Below are 22,434 nucleotides of genomic sequence, written 5' to 3'. Positions count from 1 at the left end.
CGGCACCTGACACCGCGCAAGGTTCATTTCAGGACCAGTGTATTCCAGCCCTGCTAGCCGCTAGCCTGTCTCACAGGTAGTCTGCCACCTTGGGAAAATTCCGCGCCACCCGCTCGTGCACCTGGGTGTAAAAACGCGCGCACATGGTGTCGGTCTCTTCCGGCGCCATAAAACCGTCACTGAAGCCGGGGCACACCGGGTCCAGGTGCAGGCGCGCGCACAGGATTACCTGCGCCACCAGTTGCGCCATATCCTCGTCGCCCACCGAGATGCGCAGGGTGGTGGGGTAGATATCCGCCGCCCGCTGCGCCTCCTCGGACAGCTCCGAGTGCGAGGTGAGCGCCGGGCACAGCACCATGGTGTTGGTCTGTCCCAGGCTTACCATCTGGCCGAACGCCGGCTCCAGTGAGTCGAAGAAACGCTGGAAGGCGTCGGTGGGCAGGCCGGCATTCTCCATGTCGATGGTGAACAGCGGCACAGGCAAACCAAAGCGCAGCAGCTTTTCCCGCAGGGGCGCGTTGGCGTCGCTCTCCAGTGCGTGGCTGTTGACGCGAATTTTTTCGTGGCTGGCGAAGAAGTGGCTCAGGCACAGGGTGTTGATGCACTTCTTCAGCATGCGCATCTCCAGGGTGCGCAGCCCCTCGTGCACCTGCCACGCCTTGTCCGCATCCAGGAAGGCGCCCTTGATGTAGTAGACGTCCCAGAACAGGCTGTCGCTCCAGTTGAGCCCGCCCACCGTATCGCCCTTGGGAATGAACATGCGGGGCACGGGACCGATCACCACCCCGGCGGTGGCGGCGCCGGTGCCGCCGATATCCTTGGTGTAGGAGTGCAGCAGGAAGTCCGGGCGTTCGTCTGCGTCCTTGCGCAACAGCGGCCGGTTGAGGAAGGGGGTGGCCAGGGTGGAGTCCAGCATCACCGTCAGCCCCTCGCGGTGCGCCACAGAGCAGATGGCCGGCACATCCAGCATGGTGCCGTGGGGGTTGCAGGGGGACTCCAGGTAGACTTTCAGTTTTGCGCCGGAAGTGAGTGCCTGCCCGTGCTCGCGCCGGGTCGCCGCCAGGCATTGCTCGAAGTCCTCACCGGTGATGCCGTCGAACCATACGAGTTTGATGGCCATCTTGTCGGCGCGGGCGTAGTGGTCGTGCAGTATCTGGTGCACGCCGCCGTAGACATGGCGCGAGGCTATAAGGACATCGCCGTGGCGCAGCTGGTTGGCCAGCAGCGCATCCACCGCCGCCATGCCCGAGTTGAAATTCCACGCCAGGTAGTCGCCGGCATAGGGCCCGCACTCCAGCGCCACCATGGCGTTGGCCAGCGCAATGGCGGTGGGGTTCAGCAGGCGCGAGTAGATATCATGGCTGGGCTCGCGCCCGCGGAAGGCATCGTCAATCCACTCGGTACAGGCATAGATATAGGTGGCGGTGCGGGCGATCACCGGCGTGGCGGAAAAGATCGCCGGGATATTGTCGAACAGCGGGTAGCCGCCGCGGGTGGCCTGGTTGAAATCCCGCGTGCCCTGCAGCCCGGCGAAGCTCTGGCGCAGTGGCCCCTGCAATTCGTGCAGCAGCTTGGCCAGCTGGAAACTCATAAAGCGCTTGGCGTTGAAATAGGCGATACGGTCCCGCCGGTCCAGGCCGGCGAGGATGCGCGCGCTCTGCTCCACCATATTGCCGATACTGCCCTGGGCCCGGTACAGCTGCTCCGCCGCCTCCAGTAGCAGCCGGCCATGTTCACTGGCGAGATCGATGTGGAAATGCGCCAGCTGCTCCCGCGCCAGCGCCGGGACATCGCCTGCCTGTGAGCTGTTGCGGCGCGGTGAGAGGATCCGCGCCCGGTCGATAGAGTCGTTCATTGGCCGCCCGCTGTGTGTATGCCCTGCCCGCAATACCAGCCACAAGCGTAGACCGGGCGGTGGTGGGTGGCGGTAACGCAGTGGCCCCTGGATGCCGGCCTTCGCCGGCATGACGCCTTTGGGAAAGTTTCGTCTGGGCCGGAAGTGCGGAATTTGTCGCTGTAGGTACGTCTCTCCGTCATCCCGCTGGGCCGGCACACCGGCGAAGGCCGGGATCCAGTGTGGTGGCACCAGGCCACGCTGGGGCACCGGATGCCGGCCCAGCGCCATGACAGTGGTGGAGGAGTCGAGGGGGTTGGCGAGAGTGCGCGCCGTGATGTGATAGGGAAAGGCTGCCCACTGCGAACCCGTTCCCGTAATTTCGTGTAATGGCTTGTGATCGACCTGTAATTTCCCGAGTCGTACAGTAGGCACATGGGTTCAGGGGCACATCTCCATTGCGGTGTGTACGGGCAGGAAGCCCGGTCCCTGGCCACTTTATCCGCTGTGTCGCGGCCCGGATCCCGATCCGGCGCGGTGCGGGAACCCATTCAGCGCAAGCTGGATCGCCAGGCCGGCCGCGGCTTTCACAGAGCCAATGTGTGCCGGGGCTCGGGAACTGGCCTGGTGGGGGCAAGGAGGCTCCGTTTCGCTCTTGATAGTGTTGTTGTAACCGTCGATGGCTGGGACCATCATTTACGGCCGGCAGTCAGTGACACTGACTGCCGGTTTTTTTATCTGTCACAGTTAAAATGTGATGGAGTTCCGGTGGGGGTTGCGGCTAAGCTAATGGACCCGTCTAGAAAAAGAAGCGATGGAGACAAGAATGAAAAAAATAGTTGTTGACCCTTCTGGCAGCGAACTGCCGACGATCAAGGTCGTTCCTCGACAGGGGAAGGCAAGAAAATGGGAAATGTTTGATGACGAAGGCACCTTAGAGGGCATTGATGCAGATTTTCGCTCGAAGTGCCGTGTCAGGGATGGGGGCGGCCTGCTCAAACTGCAATTTCAATTGGCTGAAGAGGGCTGGGAATGGAGTGACATTGCCAGAGGGGTCAACCGCATTCCCGGGATCGAGTTTTGCTCTGGCTCGGCAGGAAAGCCGGGACGGCCGGTCGAGGAAAAGTATCTTTCGGAATTTATTTCGTATGTTGATGCCAAGGATCCCAGTATCCTGACCGTTATTTTGGGGCCAAAATACGCGGGTAATAAGCGTTACTACGATTTTTGTTGGGTGGCAAAGCTCCATGGAAGTGAGCATAAATCCATGGATCCGCCTATCGTGATTGATCCTCCGGAACCGAACTGATTTTGTCGCGAGTTCCGCCCCGGGCATATTTTGTGCCCGGGTTTTACAGAGTTGCGGGAGTTACTTTGGGGGCTGCATATTGTCGCTTGCTGGGCAAATCGAGGAAAACTCGCTGCGAAAATTTTCGTTAACACAAGCCTCGACGAATTCTGTGGTCAATAGTAGCCTCTTGTTCATTTTGCTATTTATGGACCTCTGCAGGTAAATTTTTGCAGAGCTGTAGTCCTTCAACTGCAGATACGTCCTGGCAATATCGTAATTCAGCCACATATCATTACTGCTGCTGTCTATCACTGAATGCAGGGCTTTTATAGCATCTTCACGTCGCTCGAGGTGCGCCGATGCCAGTGCAAATACCAGGATAGCGCTCTTGGTTGACGTTCCTTTGGTGAGGGCGGCTGCAGCGCTATACGCTTCTTGCGCTTCTTCCTGTCTTGCCTGGGCTAACAGGGATTCTCCGTGATTAAGTGCATACAGCCCTGCCTGCGGGGCGAGCTTTCTTGCTTCCGCGAAAAGTGGCTCGGCTTTAGCGCTGTTGTCCGTCAGCATATAGGCGAAGGCAAGATTGTTTAAATGGTATGGCGACCGTTCCTTGGAAATGAGCTCGCGGTAGGCGCTTATGGCCTTTTCAAGATCACCGAGGGTGAAATGAAGGGCGGCTACCATTGACAGGGCCTTGGAAAATTCCGGATACAACTGCAGGGCCTTTTCAAAGCTCTTCAGGGAATTTTCAAAGTCATTGATTCGGTATTGCGCTAAACCCAGGTTGAAGTAGGTCTTGTAAGTCGGGCGAAGCAATACAGCCCTTTCCAGGGACTCGGCTGCGCTATGGTATTCCCCCTGCATGTACGACAATCTGTTTTTGTACATTAGCCAGTCATAGCTGTTCAGGCCTGAACTTTCCAGCATTTTCAGTCTTTTGTCAGCCATCCGGGTATCTTCAGCTAGCAAGTAGTAGTCCATCCACAGCTGATCCTTTCTTAGTTCGGAAGTGATTCTGGATGCAGTCAGTAAGTTCCTGACTTCTATAAGTATTTCCCGGTCCTGGGTTCTGGCGAGGAGTTCACCGGCGGCTCGTAGTAACAGTTGGTAGGAAGAAAACGACTCTGGGTATTCTTCGATCAGTGAGCGGATTCTCCCCAGTGTGTCACGTGTGAGCCCGAGCTTTTGCGTGACTATGCGATGCAGCTGGATATATTTGAGGTAGGTTGCCTGGGTTGAGTAGATGCTATCCGCTGCGGTATCCCCTCCAGTGAATTCCGGGAATAGTTTGGACGTCTCTCTATGCGTTGCCTGTGCGGAAGAAAAGATTTCCGGCGCGATAATTGGAAAGTTTACTTTGTTAGTAGTGTTCCATGCAGGGGTGTCAATGCGCTCTATCGTGACGTCGCAGGCGCTGGACCTGCAGCGGACTTGCGGCAGCAGCACAATGTCAGGGTTTAGGGCGGCCACGATTTCTCTGTAGCCTCGCCCTTTTAGTGGGGCAATTTCCCGATTGGGGATAAGTTGCAGTTCTTCAAGGTGTATTACACTGTCGCGCATAGCCTCTTCAATGGAGTGAGCAAGAAGTATCCTGCTATCGGCGGGGATTCCCTCAAAGTCGGGATCAAGTACCGCAACTGTGCGAACCGTGGTGGCCGGAAAGTACAGGAAGAAAAGGGCACCAATGCTGGCAAGTGCCAGCCCGGCGGCGTAGCCGAGCCTTTTGTACAGTTTGCGCCGCTGGCTGGGCGGCTTGCGCAGCAGCTGGGTGACGGTGGCGGAGAGCTCGCCGCTGTCGGCGTCGTCCGCCTGATGCTGGTGGAGGAAGGCCAGCGCCTCGTACACCTGCTGGGCCGATTCCGGGCGCTTCTGTGGCTGCTTGGCCAGCAGGCGGTCGAGCAGGGCGGCGAGCGGCCCGGGCAGCTCGGGGCAGGCCTGCTGTGGCGGGATATGCGGATCGTGGATCACCTTGTGGGCCAGCGCCAGGCTGCCGCCGTCGCCTTTGTCGAACGGGCGGGCGCCGCAGAGCAGCTGGTAGGCGATGGTGCCCAGGCTGAACAGGTCGCTGCGCGGGCACAGGGGTTCGCCCTGCAGCTGCTCCGGTGACATGGCGTCCACGGTGCCGGCCACATGGTCCGCGCGGGTGATCTCGGTGCTGTCCTGCTGCAGCGACTTGGCGATGCCGAAGTCGGTGATCTTGGCGGTGATACCGCTGCTGCCTGTGGCAATCAGGATATTGTCGGGCTTCAGGTCCCGGTGGACTATGCCCAGGCGGTGGGCCTCGGTGAGGCCGCGGCAGACCTGCATCAGCAGGTCGAGCTTTTCGCGCAGGGTGGGGGTGCGCTCGCGCATCCACTCCTTCAGGGTGGTGCCCTCCACGTATTCCATCACTAGCGCGATATCGCCATCGCGCTCGATCACATCGTGGAGTTGCACGATATTGGGGTGGTTGAGCTGGGCCAGCAGGCGGGCCTCGGAGCGGATGCGGGCGGCGGCGGAATCTGAAGTAGCGTCGGCGCGCAGCTGCTTGATGGCAACCTGGCGGTGCAGTTTGCTATCGCGCGCCAGGTAGACCACGCCCATGCCGCCAGCGCCGAGGGCGCGCTCGAGGCGGTAGCGACCGAGAATGGTTTGTGCCGGTTCGGCGATTTCCATGGCGGTTTATTCTTCTTGCCAGCCTGAGGTTGAGCGCTCCTCCTCCCTGAGAGAGCAGTCGCCAGTTTACCCCTTCTCAGCTGGCAGTACCATTTCCGCGAATGGCGCTCAGGCGCTGGTGGAACCCTTGCTGGCGACTGAAGAGGGCTTCTGCTGGCGCTTGGCGCAGAGTGCCGGGTAATCGCTGCGCAGGTCGGCGAACTGCTCTTCCTCGCACACCGGCGCGAAGGGCTCGGTTTGGAACCAGATGGGCGATAGCCCCAGGTCCAGGGTCTTGCGCAGGTGCGCCTTGGCGGAGAAGAGGTCGCCGGTGGTGACGTACACCTGGGCGCGGGCAAAGTTCACGTAGATGTCATCCGGCGCGTTGCGGCCGACGCGGATCAGCTTCTCCACCGCGCGTGCCGCATGGCCCAGCTCGGCGTGGGCGCGGGCCTGCATCAGCAGCCCTTCCCAGTCGTCACGGTCGGCGACGGCAGCCAGGGCCTGCTCGGCGAAGGCGCGGGCCTGCTCCGGCCGCTCCCGGGCGTTGGCGATCTCGGCGCGGTACAGCAGCACCTCGGCGTCGCCCGGGGACTCCTCCGCCAGGCGGGCGAGGCAGTGGTCGGCCTCACCGAACTGGCGCTCGATATAGTGGGCGAGGCAGAGGTTGTAGATGTCCATGCCCCCCAGGTTGTCGAGCCCTACCGATGTCAGCAGGCGCACGGTCTCCCCCGGGCGGCCGGCATCCAGCTCATTGCCGGCCAATAGCGAAACGGCATTGATATTGCTCTCGCTCAGGGTCAGGGCCTCCTGCAGCAGGGGCCGGGCAGCGTCCATCTCTCCGAGCCCGGTCAGGGCCATGGCCTTCTGCACCAGGTGGCTATAGCTGCGCCGCAGCTCCAGGGCCCGGTCCGCCGCCGCCAGGGCCTCGCGGTAATCTCCCAGGTGCTGGTGGAAGACAGCCAGGTGCCAGTAGTAGCTCGCACTGTCGGGGAGCCGCAGCCGCAGCTGATCAAGCAGGGCTTCGCCCCGCTTGCGGTCCTGGCGCTGTATGGCCAGGCTCAGTCGGGCGCTCAAGACGTCGGGGTGATCGGCGATACTGGAGGGGGCGTGCTCCAGGAAGTGCTCCAGCCGCTCCACCGCCTCCATGCTGCGGCTGACAAAGCGCTGGTCGATCACCAGTTCGCTGTAGAGCCGGTACAGCGGGGTAAACAGCGGATTGCGCTGCTGCAGTGCTTCCAGCTCTGCCAGGTGTTCGGTGATGTGGGCGTCGTCGTCGCGCTGGTCGAACAGCCACAGGTAACGCCGGTAATCGGCATCACTGAGCCCGAAGGAGGCCTCGCTGCCGCGTCGAGGGTAGGCGGCCAGCAGCTTGCCCAGCTGCTGCAGGGTGCGGGCGCGGCTGTCGGTGCTACCGCCCGTGGCCAGCTGGGTGCTGCGGCTGGCCTTCACCGTCATGGTGTCGGTGTCGATCAGGTCGAGGGACAGCTCGCATTGCCGGGAAGTGCAATCCAGGGACGGGTGCAGCAGCAGGTCTGCATTCAGGGCCCGGGCCTGGTCGTCCAGGGGGCGGCCCATCAGCATGGTTGATTCCCGGTAGGGGATGAGCAGCAGGCCATCGCGGTTGGTCAGGTCCTGCTTCAGGGTGCTCAGCACGCTCTGGCCCAGCAGGCGGGTCTCGCGGTTGCCAAAATTCTTGTCGTTGGGGGCCACGATGGCGATGTACTTGCCGGCGCTCTTCCCGGACGCCGGCAACAGCGCGCTCATCGAGGCGAAGGCAACCGCGGCGGCCACCGCGAGGGCACTGGCGGCCAGCAGTGACTTGCGCTGGCGCTGGCGACTGCGAACCTGGCTGTGGAAGCTCTCCGCGGTGACGGTCGCGGTGCCACTGAGGGTGCCTGCGGCGAGTTCCGGGTTCAGCGTCGCCTGGATGGCGTCCAGCTCGTCGGCCACCGCAGAGGCGCTCAGCGGGCGCCGGTCAGGTTCCTTTTCCAGCAGGCGGTCCAGCAGTTTCGACAGCGCAGCGGGCAGCTCGGGGTTCAGCTTGTCTGCCGGCGGGTGCTGGCTCTTGACGATACGCTCGACGATCACGAAGGCACTGTCGTGGTCGCCGAACGGGCTCTGGCCGGTGAGCAGGCGGTAGGCCAGTACGCCCAGGGCAAAGAGGTCACAGCGGTTGTCCAACGGCTTTCCCAGCGCCTGCTCGGGGGACATGGCCCCCCAGCTGCCGGCCACGTGTTGCTCGCGGGTCAGGTCGCTCTCTTCGCGCCAGTTCTTGGCGATGCCAAAGTCGGTGATCTTCGCGACGTTGTCCCGGTCCACCAGGATGTTGTCGGCCTTGAGGTCGCGGTGGATGATACCGATGCTGTGCGCGCGGGCCAGGCCGGTGCAGACCTGGCGCAGGATAGCGAGCCTCTGTGCCAGCGACGGCGCGCGCTCGCGCTGCCACTGGGAGAGCGTGCAGCCGTCGACATATTCCATCACCAGGGCAATCTCGCCCGCGTCCTCGACCACGTCGTAAATCTGCACAATATTGCTGTGGTTGAGCTGTGCGAGGAGTTTGGCCTCCTGGCGTATCCGCAGGTGCGCGGTGGAACTGGACGGGTTGCGAATCAGCCGCTTGATTGCCACCTTTCGCTGGAGGTGCTCATCGAAGGCGAGATGCACCACGCCCATGCCCCCGGCGCCAAGCTGCCCGGTGACCCTGTAACGGCCGATCTGTTGTGGTTGTTGCTCTGGCATCGTGATTACGGGACGGGCCCGCCGCTGTTGTCGGCCTTCCCTGCCAATCTCTTGTTGTTCTGCTTGTTCACCGGTCCCGGCTATTGGCGCCGGGAGGCGTCGGGTTCACACGGTTTCGGCGATGTTGCCGGTCCGGGACTCGCGCCGGGAGCCCTTGAATATCTCGAAATTCCTGCAGCCAAGGCGGATCTCCCAGGAGCGCCGTTCCACCAGGCCGGAGGTGTCGATGGCGTCCGGCAACGACTCGGCGATCTGCTTGCGGGCGCGGAAAATCTGCGTGTTCAGGTGGTTCACGGTAATGCCCAGCTCGCGGGTGGCCACCTGGATGGAAACCCACCCCTGGGCATCCGGGTCGATACCGCGCTCGATATCCACCATGCGTGCGCGGGCCAGGTACAGCAACAGGTAGTGATGAATCCGCGCCGGCAGCGCCACCTGCAGGTCGGCGCGACACAGTTGCAGTTGCACGTGTTCCTCGTGATGGCTGACCGAGAAGCGCAGGGTGAATTCGCAGATGGTCATCTGCTGCAGCGACAGCTCTTTGGTGGCCCCCTGGTTATCGGGCAGGAACAGCTGCCAGCTGTGCAGCCCGCAGTCGATGCGCTCGCCGTGGCTGACCACTGCGGCGCCGTCGCCGGCATTGGAATTTCCCGTCAGCTCGTAGAGCCAGTGGCCGTTTACGGGATTGAAATGCAGGCTCGCGAGGGGCTCGCGCTCGTCTGGCAGCAGGTGATATTGCTCCAGCGTCACGGCATCGCCGGTGGCCAGGTCAATCAGCAGGTTTTCGGGCTCGTCGAGGTTGATCACGCTCCACGCCGGGTTGCTGGCGCGGCCGAAGCTGATCTTGTCGCCCTGCTGCAATTCGTAATTGCGGGCGGGTACCAGCTGCTGCCCGTTGAGCCAGGTTCCATTGCGGCTGAGGTCGCGGATATTCCAGTGGGTGCCGGTCCACTGGATAGCGGCGTGAATCCCGGAGATCTCGGCACTGGGGATGCGGGTATCCACGGCCCCCTGGCGGCGACCCACGGTGTGGTGTGCCATCAGGTAGACGGGGTGGTCCCTTTCCGGGTGTTGTAAACAAGCCATTTTTCTTGTCCCTTTCCCTGCTCTGGGTCGTTCGCGTCGCGGCGCTACATCAGGACAGGCACAACTCTACTCCGGCGGCGGGCCCGGCTCCGGGCGCGGGCAGGTCTCACCGTAGGCTGCGCGCGTCGGCGCTACGCGACCGCTCGGTTTGTCTGGTTTCTTTGGCCTTGCCTTGCGTGAAAAGACGCTGAACCGGAGGCCCAATCCCCCCAGAGTGTTATTCGCCCATTTATACCGATATGAAGGCCAAATGCAATGACTGCGTAGCCCCGCGGCCGCGCCTGTTCAGTGATTGTCCGGGGAGTGCGGCGATCGCCTAAAAAAGCGACGATTCTGGCGCCAGATGACAACCTGTACAGTGCGCCCGGGAGATCAGGGTTCGCCCTTGTCCGACTTGTCTTCTGGCCCGTCTTCCGATCTGTCGTAGGAGTGGTTGCGGCTCACCTTGCGATCCAGGTCGCCGATATCGAGAACCGGGGAGGCGTCGATATGCTCGGCATCCATCATCAGGGCGACACGCTGCAGCGACGAGATGATCATGGACTGCTCCCAGTCGCGCAGGTCGCGGAACTGGCGCACGAAGTGTTCCTGTAGGGGAGTGGGGGCGTCCCGGATGAAATCCATGCCCTTGTCGGTGAGATAGGCGTGCACCTTGCGCTTGTCTTCCGACGAGCGCTCCCTGTAAACCAGCCCGCGTTTCTCCAGGCGGTCTAAAATGGTGGTTACCGTGGCCTGGCTGAGGCTGATTTCCTTGGCCAGGGCACCGATGGTCACCTGGCCCTTCTCGCGGATGGCCTGCAACAGCAGGAGCTGCGGCGCGGTGAGGCCGGCGGTTTTGACCAGTTGTTTCGAATGCAGATCGGTCGCACGGATAAGCCGGCGCAGGGTAATCAGTACTTCTTCTATCTTGTCCATTAAAAGCAGGCTCTGCAGTTCTCGGCGGGACATCCGCTCGCGCCCGACTTTATGCCCTGGCGGCTTTTTGTCAATGACTCCGTGCGACCGGCCGGCTGGCGCGCGCCCGCGGGCGTCGCGTTTGTGCTCCGGTGTGGCCCCGGCGTCGCTTTCTGTGCTCTCCGGCGACGGCTGTCTGGGTAAATTTTGTTCAGTCTCCATGGTTCCGGTCTTGCGGTGGCGTGTTTGTTTAGAGTACTATGCAAAAAATTGTTTAGAGCAGTAAACAATTAATTACTTAAAAGGTCAAATTTGACCATTAAGGCGGGAAGTGCGCGCCTATCCGCGGATTTCGGGCCGATTAAGACAATTTGATGACTAAAGGTATTGATTTGAGCGCCAAAAGCGTAGCCAAAACTCAGGGCGGGGGTTCCGAAGGTAAAACCGGAGAGTCCCCGGAAGACAAGGTCAAGGCGCGGCAGGGTTCCGCCAAAAGGGAAGCCCTGTTGCGCCGGCCGGTCAGCGAGGACGGTGCCGATGTGCACCGACTGATAAAACGCTGTCCCCCTCTCGATGAAAACTCCGTCTACTGCAACCTGTTGCAGGCCAGCCACTTTGCCGACACCAGTGTCGCTGCCGAAGTCGATGGTGAACTCGCCGGCTTCGTTTCCGGTTACCTGATCCCGTCCCGCCCCGACACCCTCTTTATCTGGCAGGTCGCCGTGGCCGAGGAAGGCCGCGGGCAGGGACTCGCCGGGCGCATGATCCGCGAGATCCTGGCGCGGCCGGCCTGTGCAGAAGTCCGCTATCTCGAGACCACCATCACGCCTGACAACGAGGCCTCCTGGGCCCTGTTCCGCGGGCTGGCCCGCAAGCTGGGCACAGAGTGCAATGAATCCATCATGTTCGACCGCGAGCGCCACTTCAAAGGTCAGCATGACAGCGAGATGTTGCTGCGTATCGGACCCTTTACCCAGGCCGGCAGCGGTGCTTAACGAGGGGTGCCGGGTAACACCAGAGTTTTCAAGATCCTGAGATCACACAATTAACCAACCAAAGGTTGACATCATGAAAGTTTTTGACGAAATCGAATCAGAAGTAATGAGCTACGCGCGCGCTTTCCCGCGGGTATTCAACAAGGCCCAGGGCGAGTTCCTGTACGACGAGGAAGGCAACCAGTACCTGGACTTCCTCGGCGGTGCCGGCACCCTGAACTACGGCCACAACAACCCGGTGTTCAAGGAAGCCCTGCTGGAGTACATCCAGGCCGACGGCATCACCCATGGCCTGGACCTGCACACCAAGGCCAAGCGCGAGTTTATGGAGAGCTTTGCCGAGAAGATCCTCCAGCCGCGCGGCATGGAGTATGTCATGCAGTTCACCGGTCCCACCGGCACCAATGCGGTAGAAGCGGCCATGAAGATCGCGCGCAAGCTGAAGGGCCGCGAGAACATCATCTCCTTTACCAACGGTTTCCACGGTTGCAGCCTGGGTGCCCTGGCCGCCACCGGTAACTCCCACCACCGCGGCGCCGCCGGCGTGAGCATGAGCGGCGTCACCCGCATGCCTTACGAGGGTTACCTGGGTGACGATATCGACACCACTGCCTACCTGGACAAGGTGCTGTCCGATTCTTCTTCCGGGGTCGATCACCCCGCCGCCGTAATGGTCGAGACCGTGCAGGGCGAGGGCGGCATCAACGCCTGCAGCATGGAATGGCTGCGCAACCTCGAGGCGGTGTGCAAGAAGCACGACATGCTGCTGATTGTCGACGACATCCAGGCGGGCTGCGGCCGCACCGGCAGCTTCTTCAGCTTCGAGGAGTCTGGTATCAAGCCGGACATCGTCACCCTGTCCAAGTCCCTGAGCGGCTACGGCCTGCCGTTCGCGGTAGTGTTGATGCGCCCCGAGCTGGACCAGTGGAAGCCCGGTGAGCACAACGGCACTTTCCGTGGCAACAACCTCGCGTTTGTCACTGCCAAGGCAGCCATCGACCACTTCTGGAGCGACGACAAATTCGCGAAGGAAGTGCAGCGCAAGGGCGAGTACATCGAGCAGCGCATGACTGCCATCGTCGAGAAGTACGGTGACGGCAACATGACCACCCGCGGTCGCGGCATGATGCGTGGCCTCAACTGTATCAGCGGCGACCTGGCCGGCCAGATCACCAAGGAGGCCTTCAAGCACGGCCTGGTGATCGAGACCAGCGGTGCCGACGACCAGGTGGTGAAGACCCTGTGCCCGCTGACCATCAGCGACGAGAACCTGAAGCGCGGCCTGGATATCGTCGAGGCGGCGGTACAGAAAGTCCTGAAAGGCCAGGACGTGCCCGAAGAGCACGACTTCTTTGCCGAGGATGCGGAAGTGACCACCAAGGAAAGCAAGGAATCCCTCGCTGGCGCCGCCTGATCGGCGCCCCTGCGAGTGAATCCCTGATAGCCCCTTAATATTTTGATGAGAGACCAGTAATGATTGTCAGACAGCTGCAAGAAGCAGAAAAAAGCGACCGCCGTATTGTTTCCGAGGGTTGGGAGAGCACCCGCCTGTTGTTGAAGAACGACAACATGGGCTTTTCCTTCCACATCACCACCATCTACGAAGGCGCCAACCTGAACCTGCATTACCAGAACCACCTGGAGTCTGTGTACTGCATCTCTGGTGAGGGCGAGGTGGAAACCGTCGAGGACGGCAAGGTATACCCGATTTCCCCGGGCACCATCTATATCCTCGACAAGCACGACAAGCATGTCCTGCGCGCCAAAAAAGAAATGAAGATGGCCTGTGTCTTCAACCCGCCGCTACACGGCAAGGAAGTCCACAACGCCGAGGGCGCCTACGAGCTGGACGCGGAAGAGGTGACCGGAAAGTAAAGATGTTGCGAGGTTCGCACCGGCGCCTTTCACGGGCGCCGGCTCCTACTAATACAGAGACAACATCTACAGGAAGATCATGAAACAACACACGGTGGAAAAAATCGGCGGCACGTCCATGAGCGACTACGCCGCGGTGCGCGACAATATTGTTCTCAAAAACCGCAAGGCCGCGATGGAGGGTGTGTACCAGCGCATCTTCGTGGTGTCTGCGTACGGGGGCATCACCGACTTGCTGCTGGAGCACAAGAAGTCCGGGCGCCCGGGTATTTTCGCACTCTTTGCCGACGCCAATGAGGATCGCAGCTGGTCGGAGGCCATTGAAGTGTTGCGCGACCGGGTCAAGGAAATCAATGCGTCGCTGTTTAAGGACCCGGAGTTGCTGGCCAGGGCCAATGACTTTATCGGTGAGCGCCTCGAGGATGCCGAGCGCTGCCTGGCCGACCTGGAACGTGTCTGCCAGCACGGCCACTTCGCCCTGGAAGGACACCTGAACACCGTGAGCGAGATGCTGGCGAGCCTGGGTGAGGCGCACAGTGCCTGGAATACCGCCGCCCTGCTGCGCGAGGAAGAGGGTATCAATGCCCGTTTTGTAGACCTCACCGGCTGGAAAGACAGCGACCACCTGACCCTGGATGAGCGTATTGAGCGCGCTTTCAAGGATATCGACCTGGCGAAAGAGCTGCCGATAGCCACCGGCTACGCGCATACCGCCGAGGGCCTGATGAATACCTTCGCTCGCGGTTACAGCGAGATGACCTTCAGCCGCATCGCGGTAATGACCGAGGCGCGGGAAGCCATTATTCACAAGGAATACCACCTGAGCAGTGCCGACCCGCGGCTGGTGGGTGAGGAGCAGGCGGTTCCCATCGGGCGCACCAACTACGACGTGGCCGACCAGCTCGCCAACTTGGGTATGGAGGCGATACACCCCCGCGCGGCCAAGGGCCTGCGCCAGCAGGAGATTCCGCTGCGGGTGATGAACACTTTCGAACCCGAACACCGCGGTACACTGGTTACCGGCGACTACGTGAGCGAAACCCCGTGTGTGGAAATCATCGCCGGGCGCAAGAATATCTATGCGGTGGAGTGCTTTGACCAGGACATGATGGGCCTGATGACCACTTACGACCGCACCATCAATGACATCATTGCGCGCTTCAAGGGCAATGTGGTCACCAAGGATATCAACGCCAACACCATTACCCACTTCATCGCCAATAACCTGAAAACGGTGAAGCGCATTCGCGCAGCAATCTGCGAGAAGTACCCGGATTGTGATATCCAGGTGCGCAAGGTGGCGGTGGTGTCCGCGATCGGCAGCGACATGAAGGTGCCGGGCATGCTGTCCCGCGCAGTGGCTGCGCTGGCCCGCTCCGGTATCAGTGTGCTGGCCGTACACCAGTCCATGCGCCAGGTGGATATGCAGTTCGTGATCAACGAGACAGATTACGAAGAGGCCGTTAAAAGCCTGCACCACGCCCTGGTCGAGGTCTATGACCATGGCGAGGCCATATGCGCGGCCTGAGCACATGGCTGATGCTGGCGGCAGCCCTGCTGCTGTCGCTGGCTGCAAATGCCCAGCAGGAAAACGATGAGCGGCAAGAGGCCGCCGAAGAGCGGGTCGAGCAGCTGCAGGAGCCGCTCTATACCCCCTTCGTCGAGCGCTATGTGCTCGATGAACTCAAGCAGCTGCGCAAGGATATGGCGGCCCAGCGGGTGGCCCTCACCCAAGAGGTGGTGGACCGCCAGCTCAATGCCGCCGACAAGGCAATCACCTACGCCACCGACACGGTGACCTACTTCTTCTACCTGATCGCCGGTGTCAGCTCCATGCTGGTGATTGTCGGCTGGACCTCGATCCGCGATATCAAGGAGAAGGTGCACAGCCTTGCCTCTGAGGAGGTCAACAAAATCGTCAGCCAGTACGAGGCGCGACTGCGTAGCATCGAGGAGCAGCTCAGCGAGAAGACCCGGCATATCGAGCACAACCGCGACGAGATCGAGCTGACCCAGGAGATCCAGTCCCTGTGGCTGCGCGCCGGGCGCGAGCACACCCCGGCGGGCAAGATCGCGGTGTACGACCAGATCCTGGGCCTGCGCCGCGACGACGGCGAGGCGCTGACCTACAAGGCCGACGCCGTGCTGGAACTGGGCGAGGCGCAGTGGGCCATCAACCTGTGCCTGCAGGCGCTGGAGATCGACCCGGCCAACGGCAACGCCTACTACCAGCTGGCCTGTGCCCACGCCAGCCAGGAGCAGTGGGAAGAGGCTGTGGAATACCTGGCCAAGGCGCTGGAGATCTCCCCGGCCTATCGCGACGAGGCGATGGACGACCCGGCGCTGGATGCGCTGTTCGAATACCCGCCCTTCGCCGAGCTGATGGGTATCCAGAGCACCGGTGATGACAAGGACATTGCCGATGATTCCGGGGCACCCGGCGGCAGCGCCGCCTGAGCAACGGCTTTCCGGGTGACCCATGACCCATGAGGGTCGCCCGGTTTGTATTCGCCGGACCCGGTCGGTGAAGGGGTCCCGACAATAATAACGTTTTCGAGGAGTGGCCCGTGTTACTGAGTTTCCTGTTCTTTCTCGCCCTGTTTGCCGCCATCGGTGTCAGCTCCTACCTGCGCAGTCGCGGCACCAAGAAGGACTATTACCTTGCCAGCAGCGATGTGCCGCCATTCCTGGTGGGCCTGTCGGCGGTAGCCACCAACAACAGTGGCTACATGTTCATCGGCGTGATCGGTTACACCTACGCCACCGGGCTCGCCTCCATCTGGCTGATGGTGGGCTGGATTCTCGGCGACTTCCTCGGCTCCATGTGGGTGCACCGCTCGCTGTGCCGCGCCACCCGCGAGACCGGTGAGAGCAGTTACGCCGGCGTCATCAGTTACTGGGGGGGCAGCCGCTTTGCCACCTGGCAGCGCCTGGCCGGCGTACTGGCGCTGATGTTCCTGCTCGCCTATGCCAGCGCGCAGCTGGTGGCGGGCAGCAAGGCGCTCTACGTGCTGCTGGACCTGCCGATCTGGAGCGGCGCGGTAATCGGCGGCGTGATCGTGGCGGCTTACTGCCTGGCCGGGGGCATTCGCGCCTCCATCTGGACCGATGCCGCACAGTCATTCGTGATGATCATCGCCATGGCGATCCTGCTGGTGACTGCGACCCAGTCCGTCGGCGGCCTGGGTGCGGCCTGGAGCCAGATGGGGGAGGTCGACGGGTTCCTGGACTGGTATCCGGACAACATGCTGTTGCCGGGACTGGCGGGCGGTATCGTGTTCGCCATCGGCTGGCTGTTCGCCGGCCTGTCGGTGATCGGCCAGCCCCATGTGATGGTGCGTTTCATGGCGCTGCAGGACGAGAACCGCATGCTGCATGCGCGCTGCTGGTATTACCTGTGGTTCACCGCCTTCTACTTCATGGCCACCGGTGTGGGTATGCTGGCGCGCATCATGCTGAGCGACCCGGGCAGCTTCGATGCGGAGCTGGCGCTGCCGATGATGGCCCAGCAGTTGTTGTCGCCGGTGCTCGTGGGCCTGATCCTGGCCGGGGTCTTCGCCGCCACCATGTCCACCGCTGATTCCCTGGTGCTGAGCTGCTCCGCGGCGCTCACCCACGACATCATCCCGCACAATATCGAGCGTACCTGGATGCTCAAGGCCGCCACACTGGCAATCACCGTGGCCGCCGTGGGCTGGGCACTGCTTAACAAGCAGAGTGTCTTCAGCCTGGTGGTGATGTCCTGGTCAGCCCTGGCCTCGGCGTTCGCACCGCTGCTGATTGTACTGGCGCTGGGCGGGCGACCCTCTGAGCGGGTATATATCGTCATGAGTATCGTCGGCCTGGCCACCGCCCTGCTGTGGCGCTATGGCCTGGGTTGGCACAGCCATATTTACGAGGGGATGCCGGGTATCCTGGCCGGGCTCGCGGTTTACGGCGGCAGCCGCCTGCTGGAGCGCGCACCCTTGGGAACTGAGGTCCGCGCCTGAGAGCGCGGTTCCGGAACGCAACCTGTTGCAGGGCGGACAGCCCGCATAAAAAAAGCCCGGCTGGCGCCGGGCTTTTTTATGTGTGTAACCTGGAAAAGGGATCAGATTCGGATGCCTTCCACGTCCAGGATCATCTCCACGGTCTGTGATGCCGGGCCCAGGTCATACATGATGCCGAAATCCTTCAGGGCGAACTCGGTGGTGCCGGTAAAGCCCTGGCGATAGCCGCCCCAGGGGTCCTTGCCGCCGCCCACATGTTCCACATCGATGACGACCGGCTTGGTCACGCCACGCAGGGTGAGCTCGCCGCTCAGCTTGCCCTTGCCATTGCCCATGGGCTCGTAGCTGGTGCTCTTGAAGGTGGCGGTGGGGTATTTCTCCACGTGCAGGAAGTCCTCGCCGCGCAGGTGCTTGTCGCGCTCGGCGTGGTTGCTGTCGATGCTGGCCACATCGATCTCGACATTGATGGAGGACTCTGCCGGCTTGCTCTCGTCGTACTGGAAGGAACCGCTGAAGTCATCGAAACGGCCGTAGAGCCAGCTGTAACCCAGGTGCTTGATGCGGAACTGGATAAACGCGTGGGCGCCCTTGGTGTCGATCTTGTACTCGGCTGCCTGGGCAGTGGCGCCCATCAGCGCGGCGAAAAGGAAAATGGCGACTTTCTTCATTATTTGCTCCTCGATTGGCTTGGTAAAAGCTGTTGATACAGGGTCTGTTTGTGACTTATTGGTTGCTTGCCGGTGATCCGGTGGCGGGGCTGCCGACTTCCTTACGCGGCGGACGGGATGGTGGATTGCCGCGCAGGCCCAGCATACGGCGCAGTGTGGCGTCCCGGTCGACAAAGTGGTGCTTGAGCGCTGCCAGGGCATGGAGCGCCACCAGGCCCATCAGCGACCAGGCCAGTACTTCGTGTACCTCCCCGGCCAGGTCTTCCTGGTTGTCGAAGCCCTGCAGGGTGGCGGGAACCTCAAACCAGCCGAAGACATTGATGGGGCGACCGTCCGCCGTCGAAATCAGGTAACCGGAAACCATAATGGCGAGCAGCAGCAGGTAGAGTGCTCCGTGGGCAAACCGCGCGGTGACGACCTGCCAGCGGGCCTGGCCCGGCATGTCCCCGGGCCGGGGATTGATGGCCTTCCAGGCGAGGCGCAACAGTAACAGGGCCAGCAGCAGGATGCCGATGCCCTTGTGCAGCTCGGGGCCCTGCCGGTACCAGGGATCGTAGTAGGACAGCTGGCGCATCCACCAGCCCAGCGCGAACATGCCGATAATCGCGGGGGCCATCAGCCAGTGCAGGGCAATGGCCACCCAGCCGTAACGATGTTCACTGTTTCTGGCTGCCACGATATTTCCCCCTTGCAACCCCTGTGCCTGTCGCCGCAAGCCCGGGTCTCTACGCGCGGGCGGCGCCACTGTGTCAGCAACAGAGTGTAAATAAATTCAGACTTCGCCTTCCAGCGAATAAAGCTGACTTAATCGTTCGATTAAATAGAAATGGAGGGGAAACGGGGACCTGGAAGCTAGTGCGGCCTGCCACGCTGGCCCTCGCGCTCGGCCGCATCCAGCACCCGCTCCAGGTCAGTCCGGTTGACGCCCGGTGAGCGCCGCGCCAGCTGCTCGGCCAGCCAGGAGGTGGAGTGATGCTCGCCGTCCAGCGCCAGTTGTTCCAGTTGCCAGATGACCTGCAGGAGCAGTGGGGTCTCCAGGGCGTGAGTGCCCTCGCGGCCGGCAAACAGCCGGGGCTCGAGTTGTTCCAGGTCTTCCCTGCGCACCACGAGTTCGGCCAGCGTCGGGTACCAGCGGCTGCTGAAGGGTTCGGGCCTGTGGTGACGGTCGAATGTAATGCGCAGCCGGTCGCCCTCCGCATCCTCCAGCAGGGGCGTGTCCTGCTCGAAAGCCGGCAGGGCCGGCTGGTGGCGCAGGATATCGGCGATTGCGTGCCAGTCGCTGTGGTTTTCCGCGCACAGTCGCAGCGGCCGGTCGAGGGTGGTGACTTCAGGCCGGCCCATGTACGCGGCGTGCTGGCCGGGACGGTACCAGTAGAGATCGAGCAGGTGCTCCTCCGCGAGATCGGCCAGGTCCCGGCTGCTCAGCGGTTCCTCCGACAGTGCACTGAGGTGGTCTACCGCCTGCTGTATGCTCAGCCAGCGCTTGCGGTGAAAGCTCTTGTTGCTCGATGTCGCCATTATCATCTTCCGGTGCGGGTCCAGCTGGCTACACAATCTCTTTGCCGGAGCCTCAATTTTAGCACCTACACGGCGCAGCCTCCGTCCCGAAAGGAGCCTCTGAGCCATTGCCGGTGTGATGACCCGCCCGGGACTTATAGCCAGCCCTTGATCTTGAAATACAGGTATGGTGCTACTCCCGCCAGCAGCATCAGCCCCAGCGCCCAGGGATAACCGAGTTCCCAGGTCATTTCGGGCATGAACTTGAAATTCATTCCGTAAATGCTGGCCACCATGGTCGGCGGCAGGAAGACCACTGCTGCGATAGAGAAGATCTTGATGATCTGGTTTTGCTCGATGTTGATAAACCCCTGGGTCGAGTCCATCAGGAAATTGATCTTGTCGAACAGGAAGCTGGTATGGGCGGTCAGGGTATCGATGTCGCGGATGATGTCCCGGAACCTCTCCTGCAGTTCGCCGTCAACCTGGACGTGTCGCTGCAGGAATGTGATTGAACGGCGCGTGTCCATCAGCGACAGCAGCACCTTACCGTTGCTGTCTTCGACCTTGGCCAGCTGGTCGATGGCATCCTCCAGCTCGGCCGCCTCATCCTCTAGCACCATGTAACTCACGTCACCGAGTCTCAGGTGGATATCCTCGAGCGCGTCGGCGAGATTCTCGGCTTTCTGCTCGAACACCTCCACGATCAGTTCCTGGGCGCTGCGGGCCTCGACACCGCCTCGGCGCGCACGCATGCGCAACAGGCGGAAATCAGCGAGCTCGCTGTCGCGCACAGTGATCAGACGGTCCGGCTGAAGGATGAAAGCGACTGTCGATGTATTGTGACGACCTTCACTCTGGGTGAGGAACAGCGAGTGGATGTGTATACCGGCAGCGTCGACGAAATAGCGCGCCGAGGCCTCGATCTCCTCCACGTCTTCCGATTCCGGTAGCTCGGTGCGCAGCAACTGTTCCAGCAGGTCGCGTTCCTGTTCCTCCGGTTCCTGCAGGTCGATCCACACCGCCTCGGCCAGCTGTACGGAGTCGGGGACACCGGTGAGGGCGGTTTCGCTGATCCGCCCCCGCCTGATGTCGAAAAGTCTCAGCATTGCCCTATCCTTCTGGCGTTGGTATGAACCCTAATGGTTGCAAGCTGCGGCGCGCAAATCAATCCTGTCCCGGATTGGCCCTTTATCGGGATGTCCGCCTACAAAAGGTAGGGCAACTGCGAGCGGATTTCGCGGGCATCTGAAGAGACCAGGTTCTTGCCCGTCTCGCCGGCGATGGTTGCGCGCGTGGGGGAATCCAGTTCCTCGCGCAGGTTGCCCACCATCTGTGGCTCGGCAACGATATAGAGCTTCTCGTACCGTCCCTCCTGGCGGCCTCGTTCCAGCGTATGGGCCAGCTCCTTGGCGAACCTGCTGCCGGCGCGGTTGTGCAGCTCACGCGGGTTGCCCATGCCGTGGCGGCCCTCGCCGCCGCTGTCGTACGAGCGGCCGGGGCCGTCGGAATAAACTTCGGTACCTTTCATGCGCGCTTCCGGGTAGATCATGCCTTCCACCTCGTGCAGGTCGCCCGATGCGTTGGCAGCCTCGAAGAGTCGCGCGTGGGACTGGTTTGCTACGAGCACCCATGCAATAGCCATGGCAAGTTCCTCGCTATTGGTTCTATCGAAATGTTAGTTGAATACGGCGTCACATGGATGTGAATAAATGTATATGCGCCGTGCTGGCTAGATCTTCCAGGCATAAAGAGCCCGGATCTCCGCTACCGGGGTGGGGTGCGATTGCGCCATTGCCCGAGATGTTGCAGGTTCACTTCGACCCTACTATTCGCCTCCCCACTCCCTAAAATTCCGACGCATGGGCGAGGCTTCGACCGGGGTATATGTCTCCGGGAATGTCCTCCCTTAGTTTGACCAATGGCTAGTGACAGCTAGTGGAGGTGCTTATGAGCCTTGTACCGCGGGGGTCGCTATTCGATCTCGACAATATTTTCGACCAGTGGATGTCTCCTTCGCGCGCCGGCGGCGAGGGAAAGGAGGGTTTCTTCTCTCCCCGCATCGATATCAGGGAGACTGATGACAGCTATGAAATCAGCGCGGAAGTGCCTGGCGTGAACAAGGAAGACATCAGCGTCACGCTCGAGAATGGCGTGCTCACCCTGGAGGCAGAGGTCCGCCAGGAAGACAAGGAGGAGAAAGAGGGACGCGTCATTCGCCAGGAGCGACGCTACGGTAAATATATGCGCAGTTTCAATCTGGGCAGTGATATCAGTGAGGAGGACATCGATGCCAGTTTCAAGGATGGTGTGCTGAAGCTGACGGCACCCAAGCGCAAGGAGCCCGAGCCGCGCCAGCACCGGATTGAAATCCATTGACGGGAGTGTTTTCCGGCCCCGAGCCGGAATCCCGCTGACTGAGCACATTCACATTGTGCCCGCACCAAGAGCGGGCAGATCGCTTAACCGGAGGTTGCCATGAAAGTCAGAGAAGCAATGCACGAGGGTGTTACCTGGTGCTCACCGGATACGCCGCTCTCAGAAGTGGCCAAGATCCTTCGCGACGAGGATATCGGCGCGGTACCGATTGGTGAAAATGACCGCTTGATTGGTATGGTCACAGATAGGGATATCACCTGCCGCGGTGTGGTCGAGGGTGACCTTTCATCCCTGACGGCCCGCGATGTTATGACCGAGGGTATCGAGTGGTGCTGGGCTGAAGACGACATGCACGAGGCCCTGCACAAGATGGAGTCGCTGCAACTGAGACGTATCCCGGTGATGAACGAGGAGAAAAGGCTGGTGGGTATCCTGAGCCTGGGTGATATCTCCCACGCCCTCGGCGCCAATGAATGTGCGGAATTTGCCTCATCGGTTTCTGCACACCACGCGTAAGCGCCTTCCCAACCAGGCTAAGGAGTTACTGCCG

Annotated in this window: 19 protein-coding genes; 9 read left to right on the top strand and 10 right to left on the bottom strand. The window is 61.4% G+C overall.

What is annotated here, in order from left to right; genetic code table 11:
* Positions 1-70: 70 nt before the first annotated feature.
* Positions 71-2,269 carry a trans-sulfuration enzyme family protein gene (locus BLT26_RS06110; protein ID WP_245720610.1) on the bottom strand — a complete coding sequence of 733 codons (2,199 nt, stop codon included), beginning with the start codon at positions 2,267-2,269 and terminating at the stop codon, positions 71-73.
* A 391-nt stretch (positions 2,270-2,660) separates the two neighbouring features.
* Between BLT26_RS06110 and BLT26_RS06105 the strand changes: the two genes are divergently transcribed.
* Complete coding sequence (locus BLT26_RS06105) at positions 2,661-3,143, top strand: hypothetical protein (protein WP_091510228.1); 483 nt, start codon at positions 2,661-2,663, stop codon at positions 3,141-3,143.
* A 60-nt stretch (positions 3,144-3,203) separates the two neighbouring features.
* On the opposite strand, the gene BLT26_RS06100 is transcribed toward BLT26_RS06105, so the two are convergent.
* From BLT26_RS06100 to BLT26_RS06085, 4 genes are all read right to left on the bottom strand, one after another.
* Complete coding sequence (locus BLT26_RS06100; RefSeq protein WP_091510225.1) at positions 3,204-5,780, bottom strand: serine/threonine-protein kinase; 2,577 nt, start codon at positions 5,778-5,780, stop codon at positions 3,204-3,206.
* Positions 5,781-5,888: 108 nt separating this feature from the next.
* Positions 5,889-8,501 carry a protein kinase domain-containing protein gene (locus tag BLT26_RS06095; RefSeq protein ID WP_091510222.1) on the bottom strand — a complete coding sequence of 871 codons (2,613 nt, stop codon included), beginning with the start codon at positions 8,499-8,501 and terminating at the stop codon, positions 5,889-5,891.
* A 105-nt stretch (positions 8,502-8,606) separates the two neighbouring features.
* Positions 8,607-9,587, bottom strand: a complete 981-nt coding sequence (locus tag BLT26_RS06090) for an FHA domain-containing protein (protein ID WP_245720609.1) — start codon at positions 9,585-9,587, stop codon at positions 8,607-8,609.
* 372 nt (positions 9,588-9,959) lie between these two features.
* Positions 9,960-10,502 carry a MarR family winged helix-turn-helix transcriptional regulator gene (locus BLT26_RS06085; RefSeq protein ID WP_091511069.1) on the bottom strand — a complete coding sequence of 181 codons (543 nt, stop codon included), beginning with the start codon at positions 10,500-10,502 and terminating at the stop codon, positions 9,960-9,962.
* Between the two features lie 371 nt (positions 10,503-10,873).
* Between BLT26_RS06085 and ectA the strand changes: the two genes are divergently transcribed.
* From ectA to BLT26_RS06055, 6 genes are all read left to right on the top strand, one after another.
* Positions 10,874-11,476, top strand: coding sequence for a diaminobutyrate acetyltransferase (gene ectA / locus BLT26_RS06080; RefSeq protein ID WP_245720608.1), 603 nt, complete (start codon positions 10,874-10,876; stop codon positions 11,474-11,476).
* Between the two features lie 73 nt (positions 11,477-11,549).
* Positions 11,550-12,890, top strand: coding sequence for a diaminobutyrate--2-oxoglutarate transaminase (gene ectB, locus BLT26_RS06075; protein ID WP_091510211.1), 1,341 nt, complete (start codon positions 11,550-11,552; stop codon positions 12,888-12,890).
* A 59-nt stretch (positions 12,891-12,949) separates the two neighbouring features.
* On the top strand, positions 12,950-13,351 hold the full coding sequence (locus tag BLT26_RS06070) for an ectoine synthase (protein WP_091510208.1): 402 nt from the start codon (positions 12,950-12,952) through the stop codon (positions 13,349-13,351).
* Between the two features lie 79 nt (positions 13,352-13,430).
* A complete protein-coding gene (locus BLT26_RS06065) occupies positions 13,431-14,879 on the top strand; it encodes an aspartate kinase (RefSeq protein ID WP_091510205.1) in 1,449 nt (482 codons plus the stop codon).
* On the top strand, positions 14,867-15,808 hold the full coding sequence (locus BLT26_RS06060; RefSeq protein WP_091510201.1) for a tetratricopeptide repeat protein: 942 nt from the start codon (positions 14,867-14,869) through the stop codon (positions 15,806-15,808). The genes BLT26_RS06065 and BLT26_RS06060 overlap by 13 nt, the downstream gene beginning before the upstream one ends.
* A gap of 110 nt (positions 15,809-15,918) precedes the next feature.
* Positions 15,919-17,340: a sodium/proline symporter gene (locus BLT26_RS06055; RefSeq protein WP_091510198.1), complete on the top strand. Its 1,422-nt coding sequence runs from the start codon at positions 15,919-15,921 to the stop codon at positions 17,338-17,340.
* A gap of 101 nt (positions 17,341-17,441) precedes the next feature.
* On the opposite strand, the gene BLT26_RS06050 is transcribed toward BLT26_RS06055, so the two are convergent.
* From BLT26_RS06050 to BLT26_RS06030, 5 genes are all read right to left on the bottom strand, one after another.
* On the bottom strand, positions 17,442-18,008 hold the full coding sequence (locus tag BLT26_RS06050) for a YceI family protein (RefSeq protein ID WP_091510194.1): 567 nt from the start codon (positions 18,006-18,008) through the stop codon (positions 17,442-17,444).
* A gap of 55 nt (positions 18,009-18,063) precedes the next feature.
* Positions 18,064-18,684, bottom strand: a complete 621-nt coding sequence (locus BLT26_RS06045) for a cytochrome b (RefSeq protein WP_091511065.1) — start codon at positions 18,682-18,684, stop codon at positions 18,064-18,066.
* A gap of 176 nt (positions 18,685-18,860) precedes the next feature.
* On the bottom strand, positions 18,861-19,526 hold the full coding sequence (locus tag BLT26_RS06040; RefSeq protein WP_091510191.1) for a hypothetical protein: 666 nt from the start codon (positions 19,524-19,526) through the stop codon (positions 18,861-18,863).
* A gap of 134 nt (positions 19,527-19,660) precedes the next feature.
* Positions 19,661-20,614, bottom strand: coding sequence for a magnesium/cobalt transporter CorA (gene corA / locus BLT26_RS06035; protein ID WP_091510187.1), 954 nt, complete (start codon positions 20,612-20,614; stop codon positions 19,661-19,663).
* Positions 20,615-20,712: 98 nt separating this feature from the next.
* A complete protein-coding gene (locus BLT26_RS06030; protein WP_091510183.1) occupies positions 20,713-21,150 on the bottom strand; it encodes a host attachment protein in 438 nt (145 codons plus the stop codon).
* 305 nt (positions 21,151-21,455) lie between these two features.
* Between BLT26_RS06030 and BLT26_RS06025 the strand changes: the two genes are divergently transcribed.
* Together BLT26_RS06025 and BLT26_RS06020 are read left to right on the top strand one after the other, a co-directional pair.
* A complete protein-coding gene (locus BLT26_RS06025) occupies positions 21,456-21,884 on the top strand; it encodes an Hsp20/alpha crystallin family protein (RefSeq protein WP_091510180.1) in 429 nt (142 codons plus the stop codon).
* A gap of 99 nt (positions 21,885-21,983) precedes the next feature.
* The gene (locus BLT26_RS06020; RefSeq protein ID WP_091510176.1) at positions 21,984-22,400 is read left to right on the top strand and encodes a CBS domain-containing protein; all 417 of its coding nucleotides are present in this window, start codon (positions 21,984-21,986) and stop codon (positions 22,398-22,400) included.
* Positions 22,401-22,434: the final 34 nt, after the last annotated feature.

The sequence above is a fragment of the Microbulbifer yueqingensis genome (assembly GCF_900100355.1).
GTDB lineage: Bacteria > Pseudomonadota > Gammaproteobacteria > Pseudomonadales > Cellvibrionaceae > Microbulbifer > Microbulbifer yueqingensis.
This window is presented reverse-complemented; position numbering and strand designations above follow the sequence as displayed.